General features: G+C 46.5%; 24 protein-coding genes. 16 read left to right on the top strand and 8 right to left on the bottom strand.

Annotated features, from left to right (window positions below; genetic code table 11):
- Positions 1-85 precede the first annotated feature (85 nt).
- From AC1DOV_RS17030 to AC1DOV_RS17045, 4 genes are all read left to right on the top strand, one after another.
- Entirely contained in the window at positions 86-793 is a 708-nt protein-coding gene (locus AC1DOV_RS17030; RefSeq protein ID WP_441878429.1) for a response regulator transcription factor, read from the top strand.
- Positions 790-1,800 carry a sensor histidine kinase gene (locus tag AC1DOV_RS17035; protein WP_477550542.1) on the top strand — a complete coding sequence of 337 codons (1,011 nt, stop codon included), beginning with the start codon at positions 790-792 and terminating at the stop codon, positions 1,798-1,800. The genes AC1DOV_RS17030 and AC1DOV_RS17035 overlap by 4 nt, the downstream gene beginning before the upstream one ends.
- A gap of 93 nt (positions 1,801-1,893) precedes the next feature.
- Positions 1,894-2,661: an ABC transporter ATP-binding protein gene (locus AC1DOV_RS17040; protein WP_339205567.1), complete on the top strand. Its 768-nt coding sequence runs from the start codon at positions 1,894-1,896 to the stop codon at positions 2,659-2,661.
- Entirely contained in the window at positions 2,633-4,516 is a 1,884-nt protein-coding gene (locus AC1DOV_RS17045) for an FtsX-like permease family protein (RefSeq protein ID WP_477550543.1), read from the top strand. Before AC1DOV_RS17040 ends, AC1DOV_RS17045 begins: the two co-directional genes overlap by 29 nt.
- A gap of 58 nt (positions 4,517-4,574) precedes the next feature.
- Here the strand turns inward: AC1DOV_RS17045 and AC1DOV_RS17050 are convergent, their stop codons facing one another.
- Positions 4,575-6,653, bottom strand: coding sequence for an acyltransferase family protein (locus tag AC1DOV_RS17050; protein WP_477550544.1), 2,079 nt, complete (start codon positions 6,651-6,653; stop codon positions 4,575-4,577).
- Positions 6,654-6,669: 16 nt separating this feature from the next.
- Between AC1DOV_RS17050 and AC1DOV_RS17055 the strand changes: the two genes are divergently transcribed.
- The 3 genes from AC1DOV_RS17055 to AC1DOV_RS17065 all read left to right on the top strand — a co-directional run bounded on the left by AC1DOV_RS17055 (position 6,670) and on the right by AC1DOV_RS17065 (position 8,738).
- Complete coding sequence (locus AC1DOV_RS17055; RefSeq protein ID WP_339205563.1) at positions 6,670-6,822, top strand: hypothetical protein; 153 nt, start codon at positions 6,670-6,672, stop codon at positions 6,820-6,822.
- Between the two features lie 133 nt (positions 6,823-6,955).
- The gene (locus tag AC1DOV_RS17060) at positions 6,956-8,197 is read left to right on the top strand and encodes a TolB-like translocation protein (RefSeq protein WP_477550545.1); all 1,242 of its coding nucleotides are present in this window, start codon (positions 6,956-6,958) and stop codon (positions 8,195-8,197) included.
- A gap of 160 nt (positions 8,198-8,357) precedes the next feature.
- On the top strand, positions 8,358-8,738 hold the full coding sequence (locus AC1DOV_RS17065) for a VOC family protein (RefSeq protein WP_441878494.1): 381 nt from the start codon (positions 8,358-8,360) through the stop codon (positions 8,736-8,738).
- Between the two features lie 90 nt (positions 8,739-8,828).
- Here the strand turns inward: AC1DOV_RS17065 and AC1DOV_RS17070 are convergent, their stop codons facing one another.
- Positions 8,829-9,344: a DUF4309 domain-containing protein gene (locus AC1DOV_RS17070; protein ID WP_477550546.1), complete on the bottom strand. Its 516-nt coding sequence runs from the start codon at positions 9,342-9,344 to the stop codon at positions 8,829-8,831.
- A 55-nt stretch (positions 9,345-9,399) separates the two neighbouring features.
- On the opposite strand from AC1DOV_RS17070, the gene AC1DOV_RS17075 reads away from it, so the two are divergent.
- Complete coding sequence (locus AC1DOV_RS17075) at positions 9,400-9,525, top strand: hypothetical protein (protein WP_441878445.1); 126 nt, start codon at positions 9,400-9,402, stop codon at positions 9,523-9,525.
- Positions 9,526-9,758: 233 nt separating this feature from the next.
- Here AC1DOV_RS17075 and AC1DOV_RS17080 read toward each other — a convergent pair whose 3' ends face one another.
- Positions 9,759-10,727, bottom strand: coding sequence for an MraY family glycosyltransferase (locus AC1DOV_RS17080; protein WP_477509507.1), 969 nt, complete (start codon positions 10,725-10,727; stop codon positions 9,759-9,761).
- 226 nt (positions 10,728-10,953) lie between these two features.
- Here AC1DOV_RS17080 and AC1DOV_RS17085 point away from each other — a divergent pair, with 226 nt between their 5' ends.
- The 4 genes from AC1DOV_RS17085 to AC1DOV_RS17100 all read left to right on the top strand — a co-directional run bounded on the left by AC1DOV_RS17085 (position 10,954) and on the right by AC1DOV_RS17100 (position 14,378).
- A complete protein-coding gene (locus AC1DOV_RS17085) occupies positions 10,954-11,859 on the top strand; it encodes an NAD(P)/FAD-dependent oxidoreductase (RefSeq protein ID WP_477550547.1) in 906 nt (301 codons plus the stop codon).
- A gap of 193 nt (positions 11,860-12,052) precedes the next feature.
- Positions 12,053-12,862 carry a GNAT family N-acetyltransferase gene (locus AC1DOV_RS17090; RefSeq protein WP_477550548.1) on the top strand — a complete coding sequence of 270 codons (810 nt, stop codon included), beginning with the start codon at positions 12,053-12,055 and terminating at the stop codon, positions 12,860-12,862.
- Positions 12,863-12,891: 29 nt separating this feature from the next.
- Complete coding sequence (locus AC1DOV_RS17095) at positions 12,892-13,830, top strand: helix-turn-helix transcriptional regulator (protein WP_477550549.1); 939 nt, start codon at positions 12,892-12,894, stop codon at positions 13,828-13,830.
- Between the two features lie 65 nt (positions 13,831-13,895).
- A complete protein-coding gene (locus tag AC1DOV_RS17100; protein ID WP_441878455.1) occupies positions 13,896-14,378 on the top strand; it encodes a GyrI-like domain-containing protein in 483 nt (160 codons plus the stop codon).
- A gap of 72 nt (positions 14,379-14,450) precedes the next feature.
- Here AC1DOV_RS17100 and AC1DOV_RS17105 read toward each other — a convergent pair whose 3' ends face one another.
- From AC1DOV_RS17105 to AC1DOV_RS17120, 4 genes are all read right to left on the bottom strand, one after another.
- Positions 14,451-15,017, bottom strand: coding sequence for a beta-class carbonic anhydrase (locus AC1DOV_RS17105; protein WP_477550550.1), 567 nt, complete (start codon positions 15,015-15,017; stop codon positions 14,451-14,453).
- 81 nt (positions 15,018-15,098) lie between these two features.
- Complete coding sequence (locus AC1DOV_RS17110; RefSeq protein ID WP_477550551.1) at positions 15,099-17,252, bottom strand: YhgE/Pip domain-containing protein; 2,154 nt, start codon at positions 17,250-17,252, stop codon at positions 15,099-15,101.
- A 153-nt stretch (positions 17,253-17,405) separates the two neighbouring features.
- Complete coding sequence (locus AC1DOV_RS17115) at positions 17,406-18,425, bottom strand: LLM class flavin-dependent oxidoreductase (protein ID WP_477550552.1); 1,020 nt, start codon at positions 18,423-18,425, stop codon at positions 17,406-17,408.
- A 101-nt stretch (positions 18,426-18,526) separates the two neighbouring features.
- A complete protein-coding gene (locus AC1DOV_RS17120; protein ID WP_339205548.1) occupies positions 18,527-19,246 on the bottom strand; it encodes a 3-ketoacyl-ACP reductase in 720 nt (239 codons plus the stop codon).
- A gap of 276 nt (positions 19,247-19,522) precedes the next feature.
- Here AC1DOV_RS17120 and AC1DOV_RS17125 point away from each other — a divergent pair, with 276 nt between their 5' ends.
- The 3 genes from AC1DOV_RS17125 to hxlB all read left to right on the top strand — a co-directional run bounded on the left by AC1DOV_RS17125 (position 19,523) and on the right by hxlB (position 21,188).
- Complete coding sequence (locus AC1DOV_RS17125) at positions 19,523-19,858, top strand: winged helix-turn-helix transcriptional regulator (RefSeq protein ID WP_441910001.1); 336 nt, start codon at positions 19,523-19,525, stop codon at positions 19,856-19,858.
- A gap of 131 nt (positions 19,859-19,989) precedes the next feature.
- The gene (hxlA, locus tag AC1DOV_RS17130) at positions 19,990-20,622 is read left to right on the top strand and encodes a 3-hexulose-6-phosphate synthase (RefSeq protein WP_477509498.1); all 633 of its coding nucleotides are present in this window, start codon (positions 19,990-19,992) and stop codon (positions 20,620-20,622) included.
- Positions 20,623-20,630: 8 nt separating this feature from the next.
- Positions 20,631-21,188 (top strand): 6-phospho-3-hexuloisomerase, encoded by a 558-nt coding sequence (gene hxlB, locus AC1DOV_RS17135; RefSeq protein ID WP_477509497.1) that lies wholly within the window; start codon positions 20,631-20,633, stop codon positions 21,186-21,188.
- 72 nt (positions 21,189-21,260) lie between these two features.
- On the opposite strand, the gene AC1DOV_RS17140 is transcribed toward hxlB, so the two are convergent.
- Positions 21,261-22,931 (bottom strand): PucR family transcriptional regulator, encoded by a 1,671-nt coding sequence (locus AC1DOV_RS17140; RefSeq protein WP_477509496.1) that lies wholly within the window; start codon positions 22,929-22,931, stop codon positions 21,261-21,263.
- A gap of 244 nt (positions 22,932-23,175) precedes the next feature.
- Here AC1DOV_RS17140 and AC1DOV_RS17145 point away from each other — a divergent pair, with 244 nt between their 5' ends.
- Positions 23,176-24,423, top strand: a complete 1,248-nt coding sequence (locus AC1DOV_RS17145) for an amidohydrolase family protein (protein ID WP_477550553.1) — start codon at positions 23,176-23,178, stop codon at positions 24,421-24,423.
- The last annotated feature ends 7 nt before the right edge of the window (positions 24,424-24,430 follow it).

Here is a 24,430-nt window from a genome sequence, read left to right on the forward strand (position 1 = left end):
CCATATCGATAATAGATCAAGCATAATAGATAGTGTTGCAATATTCTTATTTTGACATTAATGGTCCATACAAGGAGAGAGTGAGATGCACAAAATAATGATTGTAGAAGATGATCCGAAAATCGCGGAGCTTCTGCTGTCTACTATAACGAAATATGGCTATGAAGGGATACGGGTAAACGATTTTCAGCATGTAATGGAGGAGTTCCATCAAGCCACGCCGGACATGGTTCTTCTTGATGTGAATTTGCCTAGTTATGACGGCTATTACTGGTGCAGGCAAATCCGCAGCGCATCGATCTGCCCGGTGTTGTTTATATCCGCTCGCGACGGTGAAATGGATCAGATCATGGCTCTTGAAAATGGGGGAGATGACTATATCACGAAGCCGTTTCACTCTGGAATTGTGCTGGCAAAAATCCACAGCCATCTTCGACGTGCCTATGGGGAGTATGCCTCCAGATATGAGGAACGCGTTCTCGAAATCGAAGGGCTCATGCTTTATCCCGAAAGGCTGGAGCTGAAGCTAGAAGCTGCAATCATTGCGCTCACGAAAAAAGAATCCGACATCGTAGAAAGCCTCATTGAGCGATATCCACGGGTTGCCAGCCGCGAGGCTCTGCTTGAGAAGCTGTGGGATGATCAGGCTTACGTGGATGAAAATACGCTGAATGTGAACATTACCCGCGTTAGAAGAAAATTTCAAGAGCTTGGCATCGAAGATGCTTTGCTGACGGTGAGAGGTACAGGCTATCGGCTGAACGTCACATGGATGAAGGAAAGTGACAAGTGAAACTGTTTATAAGAGAACACGCTCTGCTCATTGTTGTTCAGCTTTTGCAATTGGGTATCATTTTTTCGATTTATTGGCTCGATGGCTATCACAATTTGAAGACAGCACTTTACGTTGTTTTTCTTGCTTTCTTCATCCTAGGCGGATACCTTGTGTACCACTTTCTTAGTCGGCGACATTATTACCTCCGCCTTAGTCAGCCTCTCGAATCGCTAGATGCTTCATTTCAGAAAATCGGGCAGTCGCCCATCTCGGAGGCGCTCCAGAAACTGTTGCATACCCAGTACCGTCAGTATCAGCAGCAATTATATACAGTAAAGAAGCAGCAGGAGGAGCATCTCGTTTTCATGGACCAATGGGTTCACCAAATGAAAACACCTCTTTCGGTCATTGAGCTCACTGTTCAAAATATCGATGAGCCTGAGTTTGCCAGCATTCGTGAGGAGCTGGAGAGAATGCGCTCGGGATTGCATACGGTCCTCTATATGGCTCGGCTCCGCGCGTTCGAACAGGATTTCCACGTGAAGCCCGTTGTTCTGTCACAAATCATCAGCGCTGTTGTCCATGACAACAAACGACTTTTTATTCGCAATCAGATTTATCCCGAGGTTCATATCAGTACGCCTGAATTAACGGTCGAAACGGATGAGAAATGGCTGTTTTTTATGCTCTCCCAGCTCGTCATCAATGCGATTAAATATTCTGCGAGCAAAGAGACAGAAGGGAAGAAGGTCGTGATTTCCTGCTATTTGCGCGGGAGCGAAGCTATTATTGAAGTTATCGATCGTGGGGTAGGCATTCCTGCTGCGGATATGAAGCGGGTATTTGATCCCTTTTTTACCGGGGAAAACGGACGCGGCATGCGCGAATCAACGGGTATGGGGCTCTATCTGACGAAGGAGGCTGCTGATCGTCTTGGGCATGGAATGGAGCTAACGTCAGTGGTCGATCAGGGTACGGAGGTACGTATTATTTTTGCCGCCTATCAGAAGCTTACAAGCGTGTAATAAAAGTGAAAGTCTAATCGATAGTTAGCGGCTGACCGTCCACAGTATACTGATCACATATTAACTGTTTTCCTCTTGAAAGGAGATCTAAGTATGCTGCATGTAAGACAGGTTAGTAAAATATATGAAGGTAAAATGTCCTATCGGGCTTTGACCGACATTAATTTAACGATTGATGATGGTGATTTTGTTGGGATTATGGGCCCCTCTGGAAGCGGGAAAACAACGCTGCTGAACTTAATTGCAACGATTGACGAGCCGACAACGGGAGACATATCCTTTCACGGCAAAACGACCAGCAAGCTGGACAAAAATGAGTTAGCTATATTTCGCCGCCGTGAGCTTGGATTTGTTTTTCAGGATTTCAATCTGCTTCACACCTTGACGGTTGAGGAGAATATTGTGCTGCCGCTGACATTAGATGGCAACAAGGTTAGCGAAATGAAGAAAAAAGTAAAAGCCATAGCAGAAAAGCTGGGCATTACAGAGATTATGGATAAACGCATGTATGAAATATCTGGGGGGCAGGCACAGCGAGCAGCGATAGCAAGGGCTATGATTCATTCCCCCAAGCTGCTGCTGGCAGATGAGCCGACAGGAAATCTTGACTCCAAAGCAGCGAAGGATGTTATGGAACTGCTGGAGAAAATTAACCGCGAGCAGAAAGCAACAATGATGCTGGTCACGCATGATGCGGTGGCTGCTAGTTATTGCAATCGCGTTGTTTTCATTAAGGACGGTAGGTTCTATACGGAAATCCATCGGGGTGACAATCGTCAAACCTTCTTCCAAAAAATTATCGATACGCTTTCGCTGTTAGGAGGATATCATAATGACGTTTCGCCAGTTCGCATTCCGTAACGTCACTCGTAACAAACGGCTTTATGCAGGTTATTTCCTCAGCAGTCTATTTACGGTGATGGTTTTCTTTACTTTTTCTATCTTTGCATATCACCCTGTCCTTAGCGGGGAAAATATTCATTCCAGTGCTACGTTTGCGCTTTCTGTATCCAAGTGGATTATTTATGTCTTTTCCTTCTTTTTTGTTCTCTACTCCATGAGTACATTTCTACAATCGCGCAAAAGAGAATTTGGGCTGATGATCATGCAGGGCATGACCACTGTCCAGCTCCGTCTGATGATTTTTTTGGAAAATATGATTATTGGCCTATTTGCCATTATCGGCGGCATTGGTTTGGGACTTGTGTTTGCAAAGGCGATTTTGCTTGCAGGGGAAAATGTTCTTACCATCAATGAAAAGCTATCCTTTTATATTCCTTATAAGGCTATTGCCCTCACTCTGGTTTCATTTTTGATTCTATTTATTCTCATCTCTTTTTTTATTTCTACCGTACTGCGCAGCGGGCAGCTGGTTACGCTATTAAAGGCAAACAAGCAAGCGAAAAGTGAGCCAAAGTCATCCTTCCTTCTTTCCATGCTAGTACCAATATTGATTGGAGCAAGCTACTTTCTTAGTTTACGAGCCGATGGGACCGAGGCTATTTTTCTGCTCATTCCGGTTACGATCATGGTTTGCATCGGCACCTACCTGCTGTTTACACAGCTTAGCGTTTATATCATTCGGAAGCTAAAGAGTATGGAATCGATTTTTTGGCTCAAAACGAATATGCTGCTTTTTTCCGATCTCGCCTACCGCTTGAAGGACAACGCGCGTTCGTTCTTTCTGGTCGCTATTATCTCCACTGTCTCGTTTTGTGCGATAGGCTCGCTTTATGGATTTCAATCCATCATCGGAGGAGATCATGTTAAGGGAAATCCTTATCTATTCACCTACCGGACAACGACGGATGGTGATAGCAGCGAGCAAAAGCATATGGAGCAGATTGATCGCACACTGAAAGAATCGAACATCGCAAATGAAAAAGCAATGCTTAAGCTTGGTTATTACAAGGCCTCCAATAGCGATAAAATGATTGTAGTGGTTAAGCAATCCGACTATAACCATTTGGCCGAATTAATGAAAATAGATAAGATTAAGCTTTCAGGCGGCAAAGCAGCGGTTGTCGACTTTGGGTTGTCACGAGCGGGTAAAGCAATGCTTAACGAGCCATTTACGCTGCAACCCAGTGTTGTGATTGAAGCCAATCGAGCTGTTGTATCGCCAGCGGTACATGGTTTCAGCGGCTATTTCATTGTATCGGATGAACAATTTGCAAAACTCCAGCCTCCAGTACAAGAGAGCCATTATTATGCATGGCATGGACCACTGCGGCAGAAAGAAGCCATAAAGGCAGGCGGTAAGCTTACGAATCTTATTCCCTATAGCGATAAATATGAGTTTTACGCGCTTGAATTTCAAAATTCCGTGTTAAGCGAGCGCTTTGGCCCGATACTGTTCATTGGTTTGTTTATCGGAATCGTGTTTTTTGTCTCCGCAGGCAGTTTTCTTTATTTCCGCCTGTACAGCGATTTGGATGATGATAGGCAGAAGTTCAAAGCGGTTTCGAAAATGGGCCTAAGCGACAAAGAGCTTGCAAAAATACTGAATCGACAAATTATATTGCTATTCTTTGCACCAATCGTGGTGGCATTAGTACATGGGGCTGTTGCCCTCATGACACTATCCAACATGTTTAAATACTCGCTGCTCAAGGAATCCATACTCGTGCTTGGCCTATTTTTTATCGTTCAAGTCATTTACTTCTTCATCGTTCGTTTCTTCTATATTAGGCAGGTAAAGATGGCGCTTGCCTAATTGAGCATCATAAAGAAAGAGTGCTTCGGAGGCGATTACACCTTCAAAGCACTCTTCTTTATTTGTCTAATGCTTTAATGAGCAGGTCTGCATAAAACTGTGCTCCATGCTTTTTCAAATGCACGCCATCAGCGGCAAAAAAGTCCTTTTTCCCTTTGCTTGCTGTATACCAGTCTACAATGGTCACGTTCTCCGTCTTTTTCGCTGTGGCTGCGAGCATTTTATTTACGGAATCCTGCCATTTGCGCGGGACACGCGTATTGATGAATATGATTTGACGTTCTGTGCCTAACGTGTCAAGAAGCTCATTCATCTGTTTTGTCGTAAAGGCACCGTTTGTTCCGAGCTGAATGACAACCGTATTCCCTAGCTGGTTATTTTTTTTCAAGCCCTCGATCACATCTAATGCCTGCCCAAACTGTCTTCCAATTTTTCCATCAACCACGATACCCGGAACCAGCTTCTCTAGGAATGGTTCAGCATCCAATAGGACGGAATCACCGATTGCTGTCACGCTGTTTTGATCGATAGGGGTGACAGTCGGTTTGTCTGGTACAGGCTTCTGATCTTTGTTTCCCTGTACGGGATTGCTGGTTGGTTTGTCATTAACAGTGGGTACAGGTTTTGGCTTACTGCCATCGGTACCGTTCACAATGGTATCAACTTTCGGATGCTCGGGATCGGTGATAGACGGTTCGGTTTTATCCTTACCTGTACCCGGAGCCGTATTAGATTGACCAGGTTGTTCCGTCGCTTGCGGAGGCGTTTGTTTTTCTGGTTCAGCTGGCTTAGGCTCGATCACAGCTTCATTTTGTCCAGTCTTGCCTTGTTCACGATCTTTGCCTGGAGCAGCTTCCTCCGAAACATTCGGCTTGGCGGGCGCAACTACAGATGTTTCATTGTTCGTGCTATCGCCGCTGGCTGACTGCAAATTCACACTGCTTGTGCAGGATACGCTCGAGAATACAATGACAAGCACGGCGAGATAACTGCTAGCTTTTTTTAATCCAATCCGCTCCGTTATTTGCTGTTTAAACAGGGAATATATTTTTCCAAGCGCACCATGCCTTATAGGCTCCTCTATAAACCGCCAAGAAAGCTCAGCAAGTACGAACGTTAGGATTACTTGAATAATTGCTCTTACAGGATGCAGCTCCCCGCTCTCGGCCGTTGAAGTCGTTAACACGATAATTGGATAATGGTATAAATAAATGCCGTAGGAACGGACGCCGATCCATGCAAGCACTTTACTTCCGATTACATTTGCGAATTTACTTGCGGGATGGGCGAGTGCAGCCACGACAACCGCAGTAGCAAGGGAGAACAGCACCATGCCTCCGCGATATAGAAAAGAATCATACTCATTGGTCTGATTAATCATAACCAAAATGATGACGAAGCCGAACGTGCCTACAGCATCCATAAGCATGCGGCTGCGTGCAGACAAGGTCGATGACAGCTTCCAACTCGGCCAAACGATAGCAAGCGCTGCCCCAATGAGAAGGGCAAAGGCTCTGGTGTCCGTTCCATAGTAAACACGGCTTGGATCAACACCCGGCTGGTAAAGCAGGATCATCGCACCGGCTGATACCGCAGCTGCCGCCAGTGTCCACAGTGCAAGTTTGCCCCGTTTTGGAGAGAAGCGGATAACGGCTAACAGCACGAGGGGCCACAATAAATAAAATTGTTCTTCCACTGCAAGCGACCATAAATGGCCGAACGGTGAAGCGGGGCCGAAGCTCTCGAAGTAGGAAACCTCATGGAAAATAAGATACCAGTTGCTTATATAAAGAAGCGCTGACCCGATATCGCCTTTTAGAGACAATAACCGGCCTGTATCACTAATCAACAGCCATAATGAAACGACAGCTATCATGAGGAACATCGCAGGCAGCAATCGCCTAGCTCGGCGAATAAAAAACGTTTTGAGATCTAACTTCTTGGAAGGATGAAGCTGTTTCAGCAAAATGTCCGTGATTAAATACCCAGAGAGGACAAAAAACATAGTAACCCCGAGCAGTCCGCCCGGTACCCATTGCAAGTTCAAGTGATAAGCAATGACGGCAAGAACGGCAATGGCGCGCAAGCCATCCAGTCCCGGCATATAGCGACTACTGTTGCCGATTGGTTTAGGCATGGCGGAATCCTCCTACATGAATTTGAATGGGGAGAATTGCAGCAAGGTCGATGAGAATAAGACGGTGGAAAAAGCGATGATTACGAATAATACCGATGGTAAAAATGGTGTTCAGCCCCTCTGGATGATGAATCGTTGTAAATCAATTATATGGCGGCAGCTAAAATAATTCGTAACAGAACAGTTACAAATCGGTATCAAACTGGAAACAAAAAAAACGAAAAGTTACAGAACGAATAAATGCATGTTTCCACCAGTAAAGGGAACCGTAACCACAAGTATTTTTTTGGGAGGTTCCCTAGATGAGAATCGTTAAATTTTGGATCGCTTCGTTTCTTGCGTTGTTATTTATGACGAGTGGAGCAGATATTGCAGCGGCACCGAATGGGGAACAAGAACAACTTCTAAGGGCTGCTTTTGTGCGAAATGGCGAGCTTTGGCTAAAGACAGGTCAAGTGGAGAAGAAGCTTGTAAGCGGACCTTTTGTGCGAAATCCCAAGTGGTCATTCGATGGAGAATGGCTTGCATATACGCAGGGAGATGCAGAGCAAGAGCTATGGGTGCTGCATTTGCCAACAGGCAAGAGCAAGCTCGTCGCTGCAAATGTCGGCAAAAATTTTCAATGGGCACCGAAGAATAAGCTGCTGGCATATCAGATAAAGGATCAACTGCAATACGTTGATGCGAGCTCGCCGGACAAACCGCTTGGTTCCGCTGCCGCCATAGATAATTTCTCATGGCTGCCGTATGGTAAAGGTTTTTTTGCTTCTTCACAGTCAGAGCTGCTCCCGGATGGATGGACGCCGATCCATCTTTATCAAATACCACTTCGTACAATGGACGATCCTCGCACCTATACAACCGTTCATGTGCTGCCAGCACCATCTGACGATTTTTTTGCAGTCGGCACGAGCGAGTTCAAATGGTCTGCTGATGGTCGATGGATCGCATTTCTTGCTAAGCCAACCGCGTCATTATCGGCCGATAGCAACATCCTCTGTGTGATTTCAACGGACGGCGTTGTGTTTCGAACACTTGATGAGATGGTGAATAATCACCAGTGGTTCTCATGGGCAAAGAGCGGCAGCCGGCTCGCTTACATTGCAGGGATCGGGCGCGAGGCCACCAGTAACAAACAGCTGAAGGTGCTGGAAGTGACATCTGAGAAGGGGGCTGCCTATACACCTAAGCGTTTCGTTGATCAAGCATTTGTTTGGCAGGATTTGCAGCATATTATTGTGTCGAGAGCAGCGGAATCTAAGCCAGATGGCGATCAGCGCCGTGCAGCATTTCCTTACTTAGTGAGGGTGGAGCTGAATAATGGCGTGCAAAAACATATGACAAAGCCCTCCCGAAAGTATGGCGCTTATAACCCGGTTGTTCTTCATTCGAAGCTCTTTTGGGTGAGGGATGATTATACTACAGCAAATGTAATCATGGCGGACATTGATGGACACCATGCAGTGGAATGGATAAAAGGTATCGACCAAGCAGATTCTTATTATGGGCAATGGGACTGGTCTGAGGTGATTGCATTCTATTGAGTGTTTCATGTGCATCATAACGTATGCCGCAAAGATCAGAATATGCTCAATTGATAACCTATTCTACATGCTATAATATAAGGAGGTAATGGAGACAAGCTGGCTGAGGAACGCCCAGTTCAATTATGATAATTACTTAAACAAGGGAGTGGAACAATCAATGATTAGTAAAGTCGGTCAAATCATGCTGTATGTAGATAACCAAGATAAGGCAGTGGAATTTTGGACAGAAAAAGTAGGCTTTCAAGTCATTTCTGAAGAAAATAACGGCCAAGGGTTTCGATATATTGAAATTGCTCCTACAAAGGATTCAGAAACAACGATCATTCTACATAATAAGGAATTCGTTGCAAAAATGTCACCAGGATTAAATCTTGGTACACCATCTTTAATGTTTTTTACGGAACACTTCGAACAGTTGCATGGCGACTTGTCCAATAAAAGTGTCACTGTCGGTGACATTGTAACGATGCCTTCTGGAAGAGTATTCAACTTTGCAGATGATGAAGCAAACTACTTTGCTGTAATGGAGAAAAAGTAATATTCCCCTCCCTTTTCAGTGTATTCAGAAACGAATGCTCTATAAAACAGCGGCAGTCTTTCGAGACTGTCGCTGTTCTTGCAATACAAGTTAATTCATGCTCTTTATTCGAACGATTCCTTCAGTTGATGCCGCGTCTTCGTACATAAAATATAAAGAATAATCTCCTGTTGTATAACTAATGCCATATTCATCATACCCGCCATCAGAATTGCCTTCGGAATCTGGTTCTCCCAACACCTTTTTAACCTGTTCTACGGATTCATTTATTTTTATATCGATTACGCCTATCTTATTTTCGTCCCAAATATAGAAGTAGCAGTTATCATATTTTAAATAATCAGCATTTTCAAATCCAACCTCGTCAGGCTGTCCATAGGCTTGCTCTAGTTCGCTCCTAGAGTGGTTTAAATTTACTTTCAAACCCTTAAGCTGCCCTTTTTCGGCTGTTTCTAGAAGCTCACTGTCGAGGCTAAATCGACACGCATTCTCTTTACCCGTTTCTATTTGAGGCGTTGCAGGTTCCTCGGCTTTCGTACAAGCGGAGAGGAGGAGCATTGATAGTAAAAGGCATATTCCAGTGGTTTTGCTTATCATTCTTATCATAGAAACGCCTCCAATAGTTCACTCGATATAACTATAAACGGGCCGAGTAAATGTAATGTTTCAAGAGCTTCGCGCCGTCAAGCTGGGTCAAGTGTACAAGGTGTCCGAGGACTGGCTGAGGGAGGACCCGCTTTCTATGCTGGGACAAATGAGCGGTGTTGTGAAAAGGCTTGGTGAGTGAGGTGTGGTCGTGCTTGGCCAATACAGATAGAGCTCTGTTCATGAAACACCCGCTACCTATTTGAAATATTTGCTAATTAATCAGACTGAGTAATAAGGGAAAATGTTTCATCAATAAATTAAATTATGTTCGAGGTTTAGCAAGGCGGCGTCTAGTCTCATGAAGTCGTTGAATCTAAACAAAAAAAGGGATGCTCTTAAGCGAATAAAATCGCTTGAGAGCATCCCTATTTCTTATATCTGAACAAGCAGCAAAATGATAGATGATAAACATAAGCATGTGCTGACCAAGCATAGGAACATGACGACCTGCTTATGATTGAGGCCGGCCCGCAGCAAGCGATAATGCGCTTGGCTTGCATCTGCCTGATAGATCGCTTTGCCTTGCAGCATGCGTTTCACGACAACGAATATATTATCGAAGATCGGTACGCCGAGAGCGAGAATCGGGATAAACAATGACATCACGGTAGCTTGCTTAAATGCGCCGTCTAGTGCAATGACCGCCAAAATAAACCCAAGGAAGGTAGCTCCAGCATCGCCCATAAAGATTTTTGCAGGAGGTTTGTTATATCGCAGGTACGCAATGGTGACACCTACTAAAATAATAGCCATGATGGCGGAATTGGATTGTCCTTTGGCCAGTGCTACAACGAACAGCGTTACGGCAGAAATCGCCGAAAGTCCGCCAGCGAGCCCGTCCATGCCATCGGAGAAGTTAATGACCGTCGTTACGCCAAAGATCCACAAAATCGTAAGCGTAAACTGCAAAATAACGGGAAGCAGCACATATTCGCCTGACAGCGGATTGTAAAATCCGGTAAATGCGATGCCAGAAGCATAAACGAGCACTGCTGCTGATATTTGGACGATAAATTTAGGAAGCGACGGAAAGTCTTTGCCTTTCGTCTTGTACCAATCATCTACCGTGCCGATGAAGAGAAGCAGTACGCCGCCTAGAAATATGGCGCCAGTTTGCAGGGAGAAATCTCTTGTGACGAGCAAATAAGTAAAGAAAAATCCGATGAAAATAACATAACTAGCAGTAAGAGGGATCGGTTCCCTATGAATTTTTCGCTCAACATCCTTGCGGGGCTTGTCCACAAAATCAAGACGGAAAGCCAGCTTTGCAAACGGAGGAATTAAGAAATAAACGATAGCAAAGGAAACTAACAAAGAGATTGCATATAAAATAATAGTCACCACCGTTAGTTAATGAAGGAACAACAGAATTATACAATTCGTGAAGAAAATTGTCGATTGGAGATTACATAAGTGAGAAGATATTAATCTTTAGAAGCTGCCTGCAGCACGCCCTTCATTACATAATCAAGATGCATCCTTCCTGCCCAGATTGAATAAAGATAAGCGATAATTTGTTTAAACGTATCGGCTTGTTAATAGTTCAACTGATAAGGGAGCGATAGATATGAATCTGGATTGTGCCATCATCGGCGGCGGGCCTGCTGGTTTAAATGCAGCGCTCGTGCTGGGCAGATCGCGAAGAGTTGTTATTGTATTTGATCACAATAAGCCTAGAAACGCGGTAACCCATGAGTCGCATGGGTTCATCACGCGAGATGGCATTGAGCCGCGCGAGCTTCGTCGATTAGCCCATGCAGATATTGCTAGGTATCCTTCGGTTACCATTAAGCCTGACAAAGTGACGGAGGTGCAGCGAAGCGAGATGGGCTTCCATCTGATGACAAGCAACGGTGTTATTTATCACGCTCGCACGCTTATTTTGGCAGCAGGTCTGAAGGAATCTTTGCCTGCTATCCCCGGCATACGAGATTTTTATGGCAGAAGCTTGTTCAGCTGCCCATACTGCGATGGCTGGGAGCTGCGTGATCAACCGCTCGTCGTCATTTCGGAGGGCTCGAATATTTTCAATTTGGCGAAAACGGTGTTTAACTGGAGTCGCAATGTAGTCGTTTGTACGAATGGAATGAACAGCCTTAGCTCGCAGCAAATCGGTCAACTAGGCCAAAGAGGGATTCAAGTAACGCAGCAAAAAATTAAAGCTCTCCATGGCGAGAATGGCCATCTTCATCGTATCGTATTTGCGAATAACACCGAGATTGAGCGCACAGGCGGCTTTGTTACGCCATCATGGGGCCAAGCAGCGCACTTCGGAGAGGTGCTTGGCTGTGCGATGACACAGGCAGGCGGCTTCGTTACGGACGATTACGGCAGAACGAGCATAAGGGGCATATATGCAGCCGGTGATTCTTCTATTATTGTACCTGCACAGCTGGTTGTCGCAGCCGGCGAAGGCAGCAAAGCTGCCATTGGGGTCAATACCGATTTGTCGCATCAGGATTTTGGATTTTAGCAGCTGAAGTGAGCGTGTATAAACGCAGCAATATCGTTATACCTATTAAGGTTTTTTTGCTAAAATAAGGATCAGTTAATAGACATCGTTGTTACATCCCTACTCATTATGGGTATTGGTGTTGGACTGAATTAATTAGACGGCTCTAAAAGTATAGAGAGTGTTAATTATCAGCGAGAAAAGGAGGGATCATATGTTAGAAAAACTGCATCCAGACGATCATGTTCTAAATCAATTTCCATTTATGCGAGATGAGCTGCAATATAATCTGATTCATTTGATTACGGCATTGGAAGGCGCAACGAGCTTGAAGACGTCTGACGGACGGCTGCTCTTTGCAGGTTCGCCTGGGCATAACGCTTGGTTATGGCTATCGGAGGATATGACGGAAGAGCGCAGAGACATGCTTATGCAGGAGCTTATCGCTTATTACGAAGGAACGGATTTGCCGGGTATATGCGGAGCTCCGTCTACGGCAGAACCGTTCGCGAAAATGTATGCGGAGGTGAACCAGCTGCAATATCGTGCTTATATGTTGATGACTGCTTATTCATGCCCAAAGGTGATTAAGCCCATGAAGGTAAAAGGGAAAATGATTCAAGCAACACGCCAGCATGTAGAGCTTGTCGCTGAGTTTTTGGCTGGCTTCTCTGAGGATGCGTATGGGGCGTCGGTTATACCTGCCAGTCAGATGCCCGCTGCAGAGGGAATGGTTATGAGAGGCAATTTATATTTCTGGTCTGTTGATGAGCTGCCAGTAGCGATGGCCAACATCGCACATCGATCTCCGCGGCATGGACGGATCAATGCGGTTTATACGCCGTCAGTACTTCGGAGAAATGGCTATGCCAGTGCGGTTGTAGCGGGAATTTGTGAAATTTTGGAGGAAGAGAACAGGGAGCCGATGCTGTATGCGGATAATAAAAACCCTGCTGCTAACAAAGTTTATCAAAATATAGGTTTTGTCCAGAGTGGGCCGATTGCTGAAATTAGATTTATGTAGATGCAAAAGCTTAGAAAGTAGGAACTGATTTGAAGATTGATCGTTTACTCGCGATGACGGTACTGCTTCTTAACCGGGGACGAATAAGCGCCAAGGAGCTGGCGGATCGTTTTGAAGTATCAACAAAAACAATTTACCGCGACATGGATACGTTAAGCCAGTCCGGCATTCCGGTATTGGCTCATCAAGGGACAACGGGCGGGTTCGAGATTATGGAGCAATATACGCTGTCTCGTCACTATTTAACATTAGCAGAAATCTCGTCGCTTATAGCAGCCGTCAAAGGCATAGGTACCGCATTAGATGATGCGACCTATGCTGGTTTGCATGAGAAGGTAAGAGCATTGCTGCACAAATCGGATAAGCTTCAGAACGATCACCTTGGAGATAGCTTGGTTTTTGATTTGAACCCTTGGGGGCAGGGACCAGCAGCGCGCGACAAGGTAAACTTGTTCAAGAAGGCGATTGAAGAGACGCGGAAGGCGGAGCTCAGCTACATTAACATGAACGGCACGGAAACGGAGCGAGTGATTGAGCCGTATGCGCTCATTTTGAAGGGAAACATATGGTATTTGCAGGCTTATTGCACGCTTCGCGAGCAGTTTCGCGTGTTCCGTTTATCGCGCATACAGAAGCTGAATCTATTGTTTGAGCAATTTGAACGCCGTGAGACTCCTTCGCTGGACAGTTACGCATGGGATGTAGAATGGTCGAAAAATGCCGATACCATCGTAACGCTTATTTTCCAGCCGCAGGTGCGCCACCGTGTAGGAGATGCTTTCCATCCGGATCAAGTGACTGTATTAGCGGATGGAAGCTTGCGTGTAGAAGGCAAGCATACGTTAGATGACTGGTTTTATGGGATGCTGCTAAGCTACGGCGATCAGGTTAAGGTTGAGCAGCCTCAGGCTCTCGTGGAGGAAATTATTATGCGAGCTCAAAATATTGTTAACCGTTATAAGAACTAAGACAGACAGCTGTCCAGTTTCCTGCGGTAAAATAAGATCATACCAAGGAAATGGGGAAACAGCAGATGAATGATACCATTGCAGTAAAACCAGCAGTTACGCTTATAGGGGTAACAACGCGCACGACGAATGCCCAGGAAGCGGGAGCAAACGGACTTTTGTCCAGTCTATGGGATTCTTATTTCACGAGCGGTATCTCAGAACGAGCACAGGTGAATAACGGTCATCTTATCTATGCGCTGTATACGGATTATGAAAGTGATGCTAGTGGTGCCTATACGGTGCTTATTGGGCATGAGGGTGCAGATGCACAAGTCGAGCTGCCGGATGGACTAGAGCAAGCGACGGTTCCAGAGGCTAAATTTATGGTTTTTAAAACGAAGAAGGGTCCCGTTTATGAGGTTGTAGCGCAAGCATGGGGCGAGATTTGGGCGTTTTTTGAGCATTCGTCTATTGAGCGCACTTATGGCGGCGATTACGAGCTGTATGACGGCCGGACATTTGACCCTGCGAATGCCGAAGTCGATATCTACATTGCGATAAAATAAAAAAACGGTTGTCCTATTGGCTGATTCAGCTGAAAGGACAACCGTTTTTTGTATTCTTTGCTGATGGTTCAATTACTCTGCTTGATAATCCTGAACGAGAAGCTCCAGAGCGCCCGTTTCGGGGTCGAGTATAAAGCCGTGAACTGGAATGGCTTTTGGGAAGAGAGGATGCTTACGAATCAATTTGACGCTGTGCATGACGCCTTCTTCGGAACTTGCGAAGCCCCGCAAAAATTTATCCATGCGTATGCCTGAATTTTCGAGCGTTTCAATGGCAAGCGGATCGATGCCGTGATCTTGGAATTTGCTGACCATGCCTTCTGTATTGAGGTTGGTCATACCGCAGCCGTGATGGCCAATAACGAGAACCTCGCGAGCCCCAAGCTCGTACACGGCGATGAGGATACTGCGCATCGCGCTTCCGAACGGCTGAGTCAGAATGGCGCCAGCATTTTTAATAAATTTGGCATCGCCATTTTTTAAATTTAATGCTTTTGGCAGAAGCTCTACAAGTCTAGTGTCCATACAAGTAAGGACTGCAATCTTCTTATCGGGAAATTTGTCAGTCAAATAGGCTTCATATTGTTTTTCCTCTACAAATTTCTTATTAAACTCCAATATTTGCGGAACCATGGACATATAATTGCCTCCTAACCCAAGATCGTTTTTCTATTGTTTATTTTATTATTCATAGAAAAAGGGGGCTAGTCAAATGTTTTACTAGTGAATTAATCCGCTCTGCTTTGCTTTTTCCAGCATTTTGGTAGAATAGCGGTTAATCCATTTCTTCAGAGCTAGGCCAATCAGCAGTGCAGCACCAGCAAAAAGGGCAAGAGCAATTAAATCTCTGGCAACGATATCCCATAAGATACCGCCCACCGCTTCGCGCATCATGCTGATCGCGTAGGTGAAGGGCAGGAAGGGGTGAATCGCTTGAAAAAATGGCGGTGTAACTTGAATTGGGAACGTGCCGCCAGATCCTGCAAGCTGAAGCACGAGCAGAACAATAGCCATCGCCTTGCCGACATTGCCAAATACGGATACAAGCGTGTACACAATCAACATGAACACCGCGCTCAAAATAACGCCAAACAGCACAAACCATATTTTGTCGGCGACATAAGCCTTTAGCAGCCATATATCGCCGATCGTAACAAGCAGCGACTGTACAATCGCAATCGTAAGGAAGGTTAGGTAACGCCCAAAATAGACGTGATAGCTGCGGTATGCGGTTTCTGCTGTCGAATGGACGTCCACACTAAGCAGTGAAACGAGCAGCAGCGCACCAACCCATAGCGATAACGTTGTGAAAAATGGGGACATGGCTGAACCGTAATTCGGTATCGGATATAGGCGGTTCTCCTTCAATATAACCGGCTCAGCGAAAAAAGCACCCTCGCGTTCGGCGTCATTTTTGAGCAAATCAACAAGCTCATTTAAATTGCCTTCCTTCTCCAAGTCACGAATCCGCTGTGCGAGCCCTCTGATTTTTTGCTCTGCTGCGGGTAAGTTTTTTTGAATGTTGGCCATTTCCTTGCCGCCAAGCTCTAGTCCCTTAGCGGCGTCGCTTACGATGGATGCAGCACTCGGAATGACCTTGTTTGCTTCCGCTAATATGGACTCTGCGGTTGCAGCTGATTTTTTCGCTTTGTCAGCTGCTTGTTTGATATGCGGCAAAATTTCACTGTCATAACGGCCTAGCACATCCGTTAAGAACGAAGAGGTTTCCTTGGATAAGGTGCCGAGACGATCAATTAGCGTTTGCGCTGGCTTCTCGCCCTTTTCGACTGCTGACCGGATTTGCTTAACAATCGTAAGCTGCTGCTGAAACCTTGTGTTCACCTGTTTTAGTCGATCGATGGTCGACACGATTACTTTACTTGGTGCCAAATCATTCAAGCGATCGAGCAAATTCAGCATCCCATCAATGACGATGATGGAGCTTGTCAGGCGCTGCTCTGCCAGCTCCAAGCTCTTTTTTACCACTTCAGGATCTATATTCGTATCTTGTAATATGCCGACAAGCTCCTCCACCGAATTGGCCGTTTGCAGCAGCAGCTGCAAATCCTGCTTAATCAGCGGGCCAGCCGTGTCGAGGGACGATTTGCTTTGGTCAAAAAAAGTACCAAGCTGCTTGGAGAAAGCTTCGCCGTCCTTGGCGAGCTGGGCAGCTTTTGGTAGCTCCGTTTGAACGGTTGCAACGATTTTTTTCGATTTTTCAATATCGGTAACCGCTAGTGCGACGGCGTCATTAATCTGAGGAAATAAGGTTTCCAGCTTGAATACAGTACTGCGAACCTGCTCAATCGCTGGTTTGTTCTCCTCGAGCTCAATGCCTATTTGATTGAATATACGAAAAATCGTTTCGTTAGCGGTTTTGACGAAGCTTGCGCGTACCTGCTCAATGATGCCGCTCGCACCCTTCTGGGCGATTTTTGGCGATACGGCATTGATCTTCTCATTTACCGCGTAATCGAGCTCTGCTTGTTGAAGATTGTTCGATAGCACTGTGGCCATTTTGGCAGAAAAATCGGGCGGAATGGTGATGCTGGCATAATAGTCGCCGTGCTTAACGCCTTCAATGGCCTTGTTGCCCTCTACGAACACCCAGCCAATTTTTTTATTTTCCTTCAAGGAGGCTATAATTTCGTCTCCAACTTTGATGGGCGTCCCATGCAGCACAGCGCCTTCATCGTTGTTCACGACGGCAATAGCAAGTGAACTGGTCTGGCCGTATGGGTCCCAAGACGCTTCAATGTTGAACCAAGCATATAAAGACGGCAAAAAAGCGAGTCCGACGATGACGATGGCAGCTGCGCTGTTCCGGAAAATACTGCGAAGATCTTTGGCGTAAATAGCGAATATAGGCCCCATGTTCTCCCACCTTCAACAATGATTTACTTAGTATTGCTGAATAGTCCAAAAACTACACCACAGAATTGTCGCTGGTATCCATGGGAGTACAGGTGAGCATAGAAAAAGCAGCATCCAAAGCGTTTTACGCCTCGGATACTGCTCTTGGTTTGATTATTGTGCTGCTGAGCTTTCATTAAAAATTTCAGCGAGCAGCTCATAGGAGCGAAGGCGTGCCGCTTGATCATAAATTTGGCTAACGACAATTAACTCGTCAGCGCCAGTCTGTTCAATTAATGCGTTCAGCTTGTCCCTAACCGTTTCTTTGGTGCCGGCAATGGTGAAGCTGAGCTGCTTTTGAACGATCATTTTCTCCTGCTCGTTCCATAGGCCATCCATGCTGTCAACTGGCGGGTTCAGCTGTCCCATGCGTCCTCTTATCAGGTTCAGGAAGGCTTGCTCCTGAGAGGTAGCTAGGAATTTAGCGGCTTCATCGGAATCAGCGACAATGACGTTCAAGCCAACCATCGCATATGGCTTATCCAGCACCTCCGATGGACGGAAGTTGTCGCGATACAGCTTCAATGCGGGCAGCAGGAAATCCGGCGCAAAATGGCTGGCAAAAGCAAACGGGAGGCCATGGTGACCAGCAAGCTGTGCACTAAAGCCGCTGGAGCCAAGCAGCCAGATCGGAACATCTAGACCCTCGCCGGGAACAGCCCTTGGCAATACGCCGCGTGATTCAGCGCTGGGATGGAAGTAATGGCGCAGCTCGTTCAGCTGCTCTGGGAAATCCTCGCCGTTGCTGCCAAGTCCGCGGCGCAGCGCGCGGGCAGCCACTTGATCAGAGCCTGGCGCTCTTCCAAGCCCAAGGTCGATACGGCCTGGATACATGGATTCGAGCGTACCGAACTGTTCGGCAATGACGAGCGGTGCGTGATTCGGAAGCATAATGCCGCCAGAGCCCACGCGGATTTTTTCTGTTCCAGCAGCTACGTAGCCGATAACAACTGAAGTGGCTGAGCTTGCGATGCCGGGCATATTATGATGCTCTGCCAGCCAGAACCGATTGTAGCCCCATTTATCAGCGTGCTGGGCTAGCTCAAGTGTGTTGCGGAACGAATGAGCGGGCGAGCTGCCGGTTACGATTGGTGCAAGATCTAATATCGAAAAGGGAATATTGTGTATAGACATCGTTGAATTTACCTCCCATGTAGCGCACAGCGGGATGCTGCTGTACGGATAGTTTAAAACCCCAGCGCCAGCAAGGGCGTGGGGCAATATGCTTAAGTCTATTATTGTGGGTTTGTTGTCCAGATTCCTGCGGCTTTAATAAAAACGCGGTCAGGCAGCTTCAACGTTGCAAGAACCAGCGCAGCCATATCCTCAGCTTGCATCATGCGATCCTCGTCACCAATCTTCAGGCCAGCGTTTGAAGCAAGCTCTGTGTTGACTGTGCTTGGCGTTAGGGCAGTTACACGAATATTGGATTTGCGGACTTCTTGCATAAGCGCCTCAGTCATGCCCATGACAGCAAACTTGGAAGCACAGTAAGCGGAGCCGGTTGCAAAACCGCGTTCGCCAGCCGTAGAAGCGATATTGATGATGCTTCCGCCGCTTTGCTCCAGCATAGTTGGAAGTGCAGCACGAGTTACATAGTAGGTTCCGAGCACATTCGTTTGGATGATACGCTCCCACTGCTCGTGATCCATTTCAAGCAGTGTGCCGAACGTACCGATTCCTGCATTGTTAATTAGAATATCGATGGAGCCTAAGCTCTCTTTGAGTGATGCAATCGCTTGATCGACATCCGATTTAACAGCGATATCAGCAGTTGCAATGAAAACCTTAACCCCGTAAGTGCTTGAAAGGGAATCTTTCAATGCTTCCAAGTCGGCGCTTGTACGAGCAATGATGCCAAGGTTGACACCCTCTGCAGCTAAAGCAACAGCAATCGCTTTGCCGATGCCTTTTCCTGCGCCGGTAATGATAGCTGATCTATTTTTTAATTCCATGATTATCTCTCCTCAATTCATTGTAGATTGCTTGATTCGTGTGAAGCGGCATAGATATGATATCCTCATAACAAGGAATTTACTACGTTGTGTCTTATTATTGAGCTATATTCTAAGGATTGCAAGTACCAACTTTAAATTTGAAAATAGGACAGAATGATGATGGCGCTTTCTCATAATGCCAGTTATCATGCGATTTTCTGGTGAATTAGACGGGCAGCGTAGTGATTGTATATGTAGATTTGTATAATGTTTTGACGAAAGGAGCCGCTCACATTGGGAGATCAGCATTTTAAAGAAACTGTAGAGTTGACTTTGAAAGTCATAGGCGGGAAATGGAAGCCAGTTATTCTTTGTCATTTGACTGCAGGAACGCATCGATTTGGCGAGCTGAAGCGGGAGATGCCGGCCATTACCCAAAAAATGCTTACGCAGCAGCTGCGAGAATTAGAGGAAGACGCGATCATTGATCGCAAGGTGTATGTTCAGGTGCCGCCTAAGGTAGAGTACTCTTTAACAGAGTACGGCTTAACGGTGAAGGAGCTGCTGAACGTCATGTCGAAATGGGGCGAGCAGCATCAAGAAAGAACGGCTGAGCTGCACGAAAAATGACAGAAATGGCTGCTCATAGTTCCCGAATGGGTACTACGTTACATAAAAGTGCGTACTTTTTTTTTCATCCGTAATCCTCTAGAATAGGCCTTGTCAGTGAAACAAACAGAACCTATGAGGAGTGAATATAGATGAAATTGCAATTAGCGCTGGATCTTGTTGATATTCAAGGGGCTATTGAAGTTGTGAAGCAGGTTGAATCTTATGTAGATGTCGTGGAAATTGGTACGCCAATCGTAATCAATGAAGGCTTGCATGCGGTCAAAGCGCTTAAGGAAGCTTTTCCTAACCTGACCGTACTTGCGGATTTGAAAATCATGGACGCAGGCGGCTACGAAGTGATGAAAGCTTCTGAGGCTGGTGCGGATATCGTAACAATTCTTGGTGTTGCAGAGGATGCGAGCATCAAGGGTGCCGTCGATGAAGCGAAGAAACAAGGAAAACAAATATTGGTTGATATGATTGCCGTTAAAAACTTGGCGGAGCGTGCGGCTGAAGTCGATGCACTCGGCGTTGATTATATTTGTGTTCATACGGGCTACGATCTGCAAGCGGCTGGTCAGAACTCCTTCGAGGACTTGCGCACTATTAAAGCAGTGGTAAAAAATGCGAAGGTAGCTGTGGCAGGCGGCATTAAGCTGAACACCTTGCCGGAAGTTATCGCTGCTGGTCCTGATCTTGTCATCGTAGGCGGCGGCATTACGGGACAAGCCGATATTAAAGCAGCAGCTGCCGAAATGCAGCAATTGATTAAGCAAGGTTAATTCGAAGGATGCCAAAAGAGAATAATCTAGCTGCTATCATGCAGGAGCTGAATCAAGCCTCGGGTCAGCTGTCAGAGGATCAATTGGAGCTGTTTTCTGAAGCTGTTGGCTCGGCAAGACGCGTATTCGTGGCAGGAGCTGGCCGCTCGGGACTGATGATGCGGGCGTTCGCGATGAGACTGATGCATCTCGGCTTGGATGTGTATGTCGTTGGTGAGACGGTTACGCGCAGCTTGAGCAAAGGTGATTTGCTTCTAATTGGCTCCGGCTCTGGCGAGACAAAATCGCTGGTGCCGATGGCGGAGAAAGCGCGAAGCTTGGAAGCTGCGGTAGGCGCGTTAACCCTCTCGCCGGCATCGACGATCGGCAATTTGGCTGACATCGTCGTCAAGCTGCCTGGCGCCCCGAAGGATCAGGCAGCGAATGAAGCGGCTACGATTCAGCCGATGGGCTCATTATTTGAGCAAATGCTGCTGATTGTATGCGACGCTATTATTTTGCGATTGATGGAGAAGCAGGCGTTAAGCGGACAAGCGATGTATGGCAATCATGCGAATTTAGAATAGCTGTAGTTTAGAAGGGACTTTCTCTAGGGCGCAATGCGGCCGGGGATCGTCCCTTTTTTTATTTCTAACTTTCTAACGACTAGGATCTATTCGCAATAGCGGCTCGATAGCGAAGGCGATACGGAAGCGAAGGCTTTCAGTGGGATCTTTGAGCTTGATGCCCATCAGCTTCTCGCATTTGTCCAATCGATAAATAACCGTATTGCGGTGCACAAAAAGCCGTTTAGACGTTTCGACGAGCTGGCATTGTGTATCGTAATACATATTCAGCGTCCGCGTCAGCTCCTTTTGCTCGGCTTCATCAATAGAAGAGAAGCACTGAAACGTTTCCTCGTAAAACTGCTTCAGCTCGTCATCGGGAATCATACGGAAGAGATAGCTGATATCCTTGGATTGATAGGACTGAACAAACCTCGTTTTTTTCATTTGGTAACCGATTTGCAGCGCTTTGACTGCCTCATTATACGACAGCCCGATATCAAGTACGTTAGTAACCGGATTGCCGACGCCAAGCGAGATGCTAAGCTGGGATTGCTCAAACAGCAAAGACGTCATAGCGGATAAATGCTTGAGGAACGTATCCTCCTCCCACTTGGACTCTTGAATGAACAAGAGCATCCCAAACAAATCATTTTTGGTAAACATAACAAACACTTCACCCAGCAAGGAAAAATGGCGCTTAATCAGCTCATATTGCACATCCCGCTCAGAGATCAGGCGCTCGTCGAACAGAGCCGCAGCATTAGTTGTTTGGCTCTCTCTAGGATTTGTCTGCTCATCCTTCTTTGCAGCTAAAAGCAGATATTTCCCTTTTTGCTTAAGGCCGTATTTTTTGCCGCGATGCAAAGCCTCTTGTTCAGAACCGATAAAACCATCAATTAAATCGGAGAAAAATTCATTTTTGTACCGACGTGAACGCTCCTTTACCGCCTGCAGCTTCGACATCTCCATGCCTATGACGTTCGAGGCCTGCTCTAGCGTTAAGTCATGTTGGTTTGATGGGGCTTGTTTTGGCTGAAAGGTAATCAAATAACCCTCATGCCTATAGGTGAATATCGGATAGATCGCTACATGGCGGTATTCGTGTAAAGCGGGATCAAGCAAGCAGTGGTGTGCTGCAGTTTGAAGAGAGGGCCGGCTGCTTAGAATGGTTTCGACTGCTGATACGAGAGGCAGAAACTTAGGCAGCTTGAAGTGATGCGAGTGAGACGTAACCTGCAGCTTGCTGTTAAGCAGCACAACAGGCGAGTGAAGCAGCTGCGTAAGGGCAGTTACAATTTCGGGAATACCGTTTCCTTTCATGATCATTGAAGCAAATTGTTTGTGGACGGTCAGCGAATGCTGCAGTTCATCATTTTTATTATCTAAAATAACGCTGGTCGAGCGCTGCAAGATTTCTCCGAGCGAATGTTCAACCGAAGAGATTTCGATAATCGGAAACGGGATACGATCGGCCGCATCCTTGATCTCTTGGGGAATGTCGAGGGCAAAACGTCTCGTCTTTACCGCCAGGCCAGAGCATTTCAATTGATTCATCTTCAATATCAGATCGAGTAGAGCTTCAGGATTTTCCTTCATAAAGTAGCCGTTTGTAAGCAGCAGCTCGCCAGGCTTTAAGAAATGAATGATGTCGGGGGCATCCATAATATTAACGGTTTCAACGACACGGGATAAGCCGCTGTGGCCTGCAATGACCGTTGATCCAGAAAATATTGGGTGTAACAGCAATTGTTCGAGCAGCATTCTTATTCATCCCTCTCCGGTTTAGTTCCTGATATAAAAGCTAGCAGTATTCAAGAATGCTGTAAAGATTATGTTAGACGTTTCATCTAAAAATATAATTAAGATTTGTATTGAACGTACAATGACAGTTCGTAGGCAAGCAGGTATGCTCTTTTCAAGGGTTTACATGCCAAACAACAACTGATGGGTGAGCCTCTCCGCAAGGTTTGTCTCATCGTCCACATGATAATCGGAGGTGAGGACAATGCTGGATTTACTTCTCACACAAGTTCGTTTACAGAATGAAACAAGGCTCATGGATATTGGAGTGCAGCAGGGAAAGATCGAGTATCTAGCGCCAAGCGGGAGCGAATGTGTACCCGAAGCACAGCTCATAGAGCTCGCTGCTGGCGGGATGCTGCTGCCGGGTTTTGTAGAGCCACATATTCATTTGGAAAAGTCTTGTCTGCTCTCGCGAATGACTCAGGAAGCAGCCTCTTTATCTGGGGCGATTCGCATGACCGCGGATATGAAGCATGACTTCACCCCGGCAGATATGAAGTCGCGTTCGCTTGCTGTTATTCGTGAAGCGATTCGCAGCGGTGTCACGCATATGCGCTGCCATGTGGAGGTTGATCCTATCCTTGGTTTGACAGCCTTTGAGGCTGTGCTTGAGCTGAAGGAGAAGGTGAAGCACGCCCTTGATATGCAAATTGTAGTGTTTCCTCAAGAGGGCATATTCAAAAGTCCAGGTACGGCAGAACTCATGGATGCGGCCATGCGTTCCGGAGGCGATGTGGTAGGCGGCATTACGTATCAGGATGATAACCTTGAAGCGCACCTGCAGTATGTATTCGAACTTGCGGAGAAATGCGGCAAACCGATCGATTTTCACGCTGATTTCTCGGATAACCCCGAACAGCTTGCAATTGTTAAAATTGCTGACAGAACGATTGCAGCAGGGATGCAAGGCCTTGTCTCCGCAGGGCATGTAACCTCGCTCGGTTCGCTGGAACGCAGGCAAGCGGAAGTTGTTGCTGATCTGATTAAGGAAGCCGATCTTCATATCATGACACTGCCGGCCACCGACCTGTTTATTGGCGGCAGAGGTGATCAGGAGAAGCAGCGGCGCGGGCTAACGCCGGTAGGTATGCTGCTTGAGAAGGGGGTGAACGTTGTTGTTGGCGTTAACAATATACGCAACCCGTTTACTCCGTTTGGCAAAGCCGATCCGCTGGAGATCGCATGGCTGCTTGCTACAACCGCATATATGGGTGGTGAAGGCGATGCTCGCCAATTGATTAAGATGCTGACAGTGGGAGCCGCAAGAGCGCTTGGGATCAAGAGCTATGGACTGCAGCTGGGTTCAGAAGCAGATATGGTGTTATTTGCAGAACCGTCCGAACGGGACATTCTGCTCGGTAAGCCGGAGCAGAGAACGGTATGGAAACGTGGTGTTAAGGTGGCAGAGACTCGTGTCACGAGCAGCTTGCAAGGTTTTTTACAAGCCTAAGCGTTGA

This window comes from Paenibacillus sp. 01T47 (assembly GCF_056398245.1).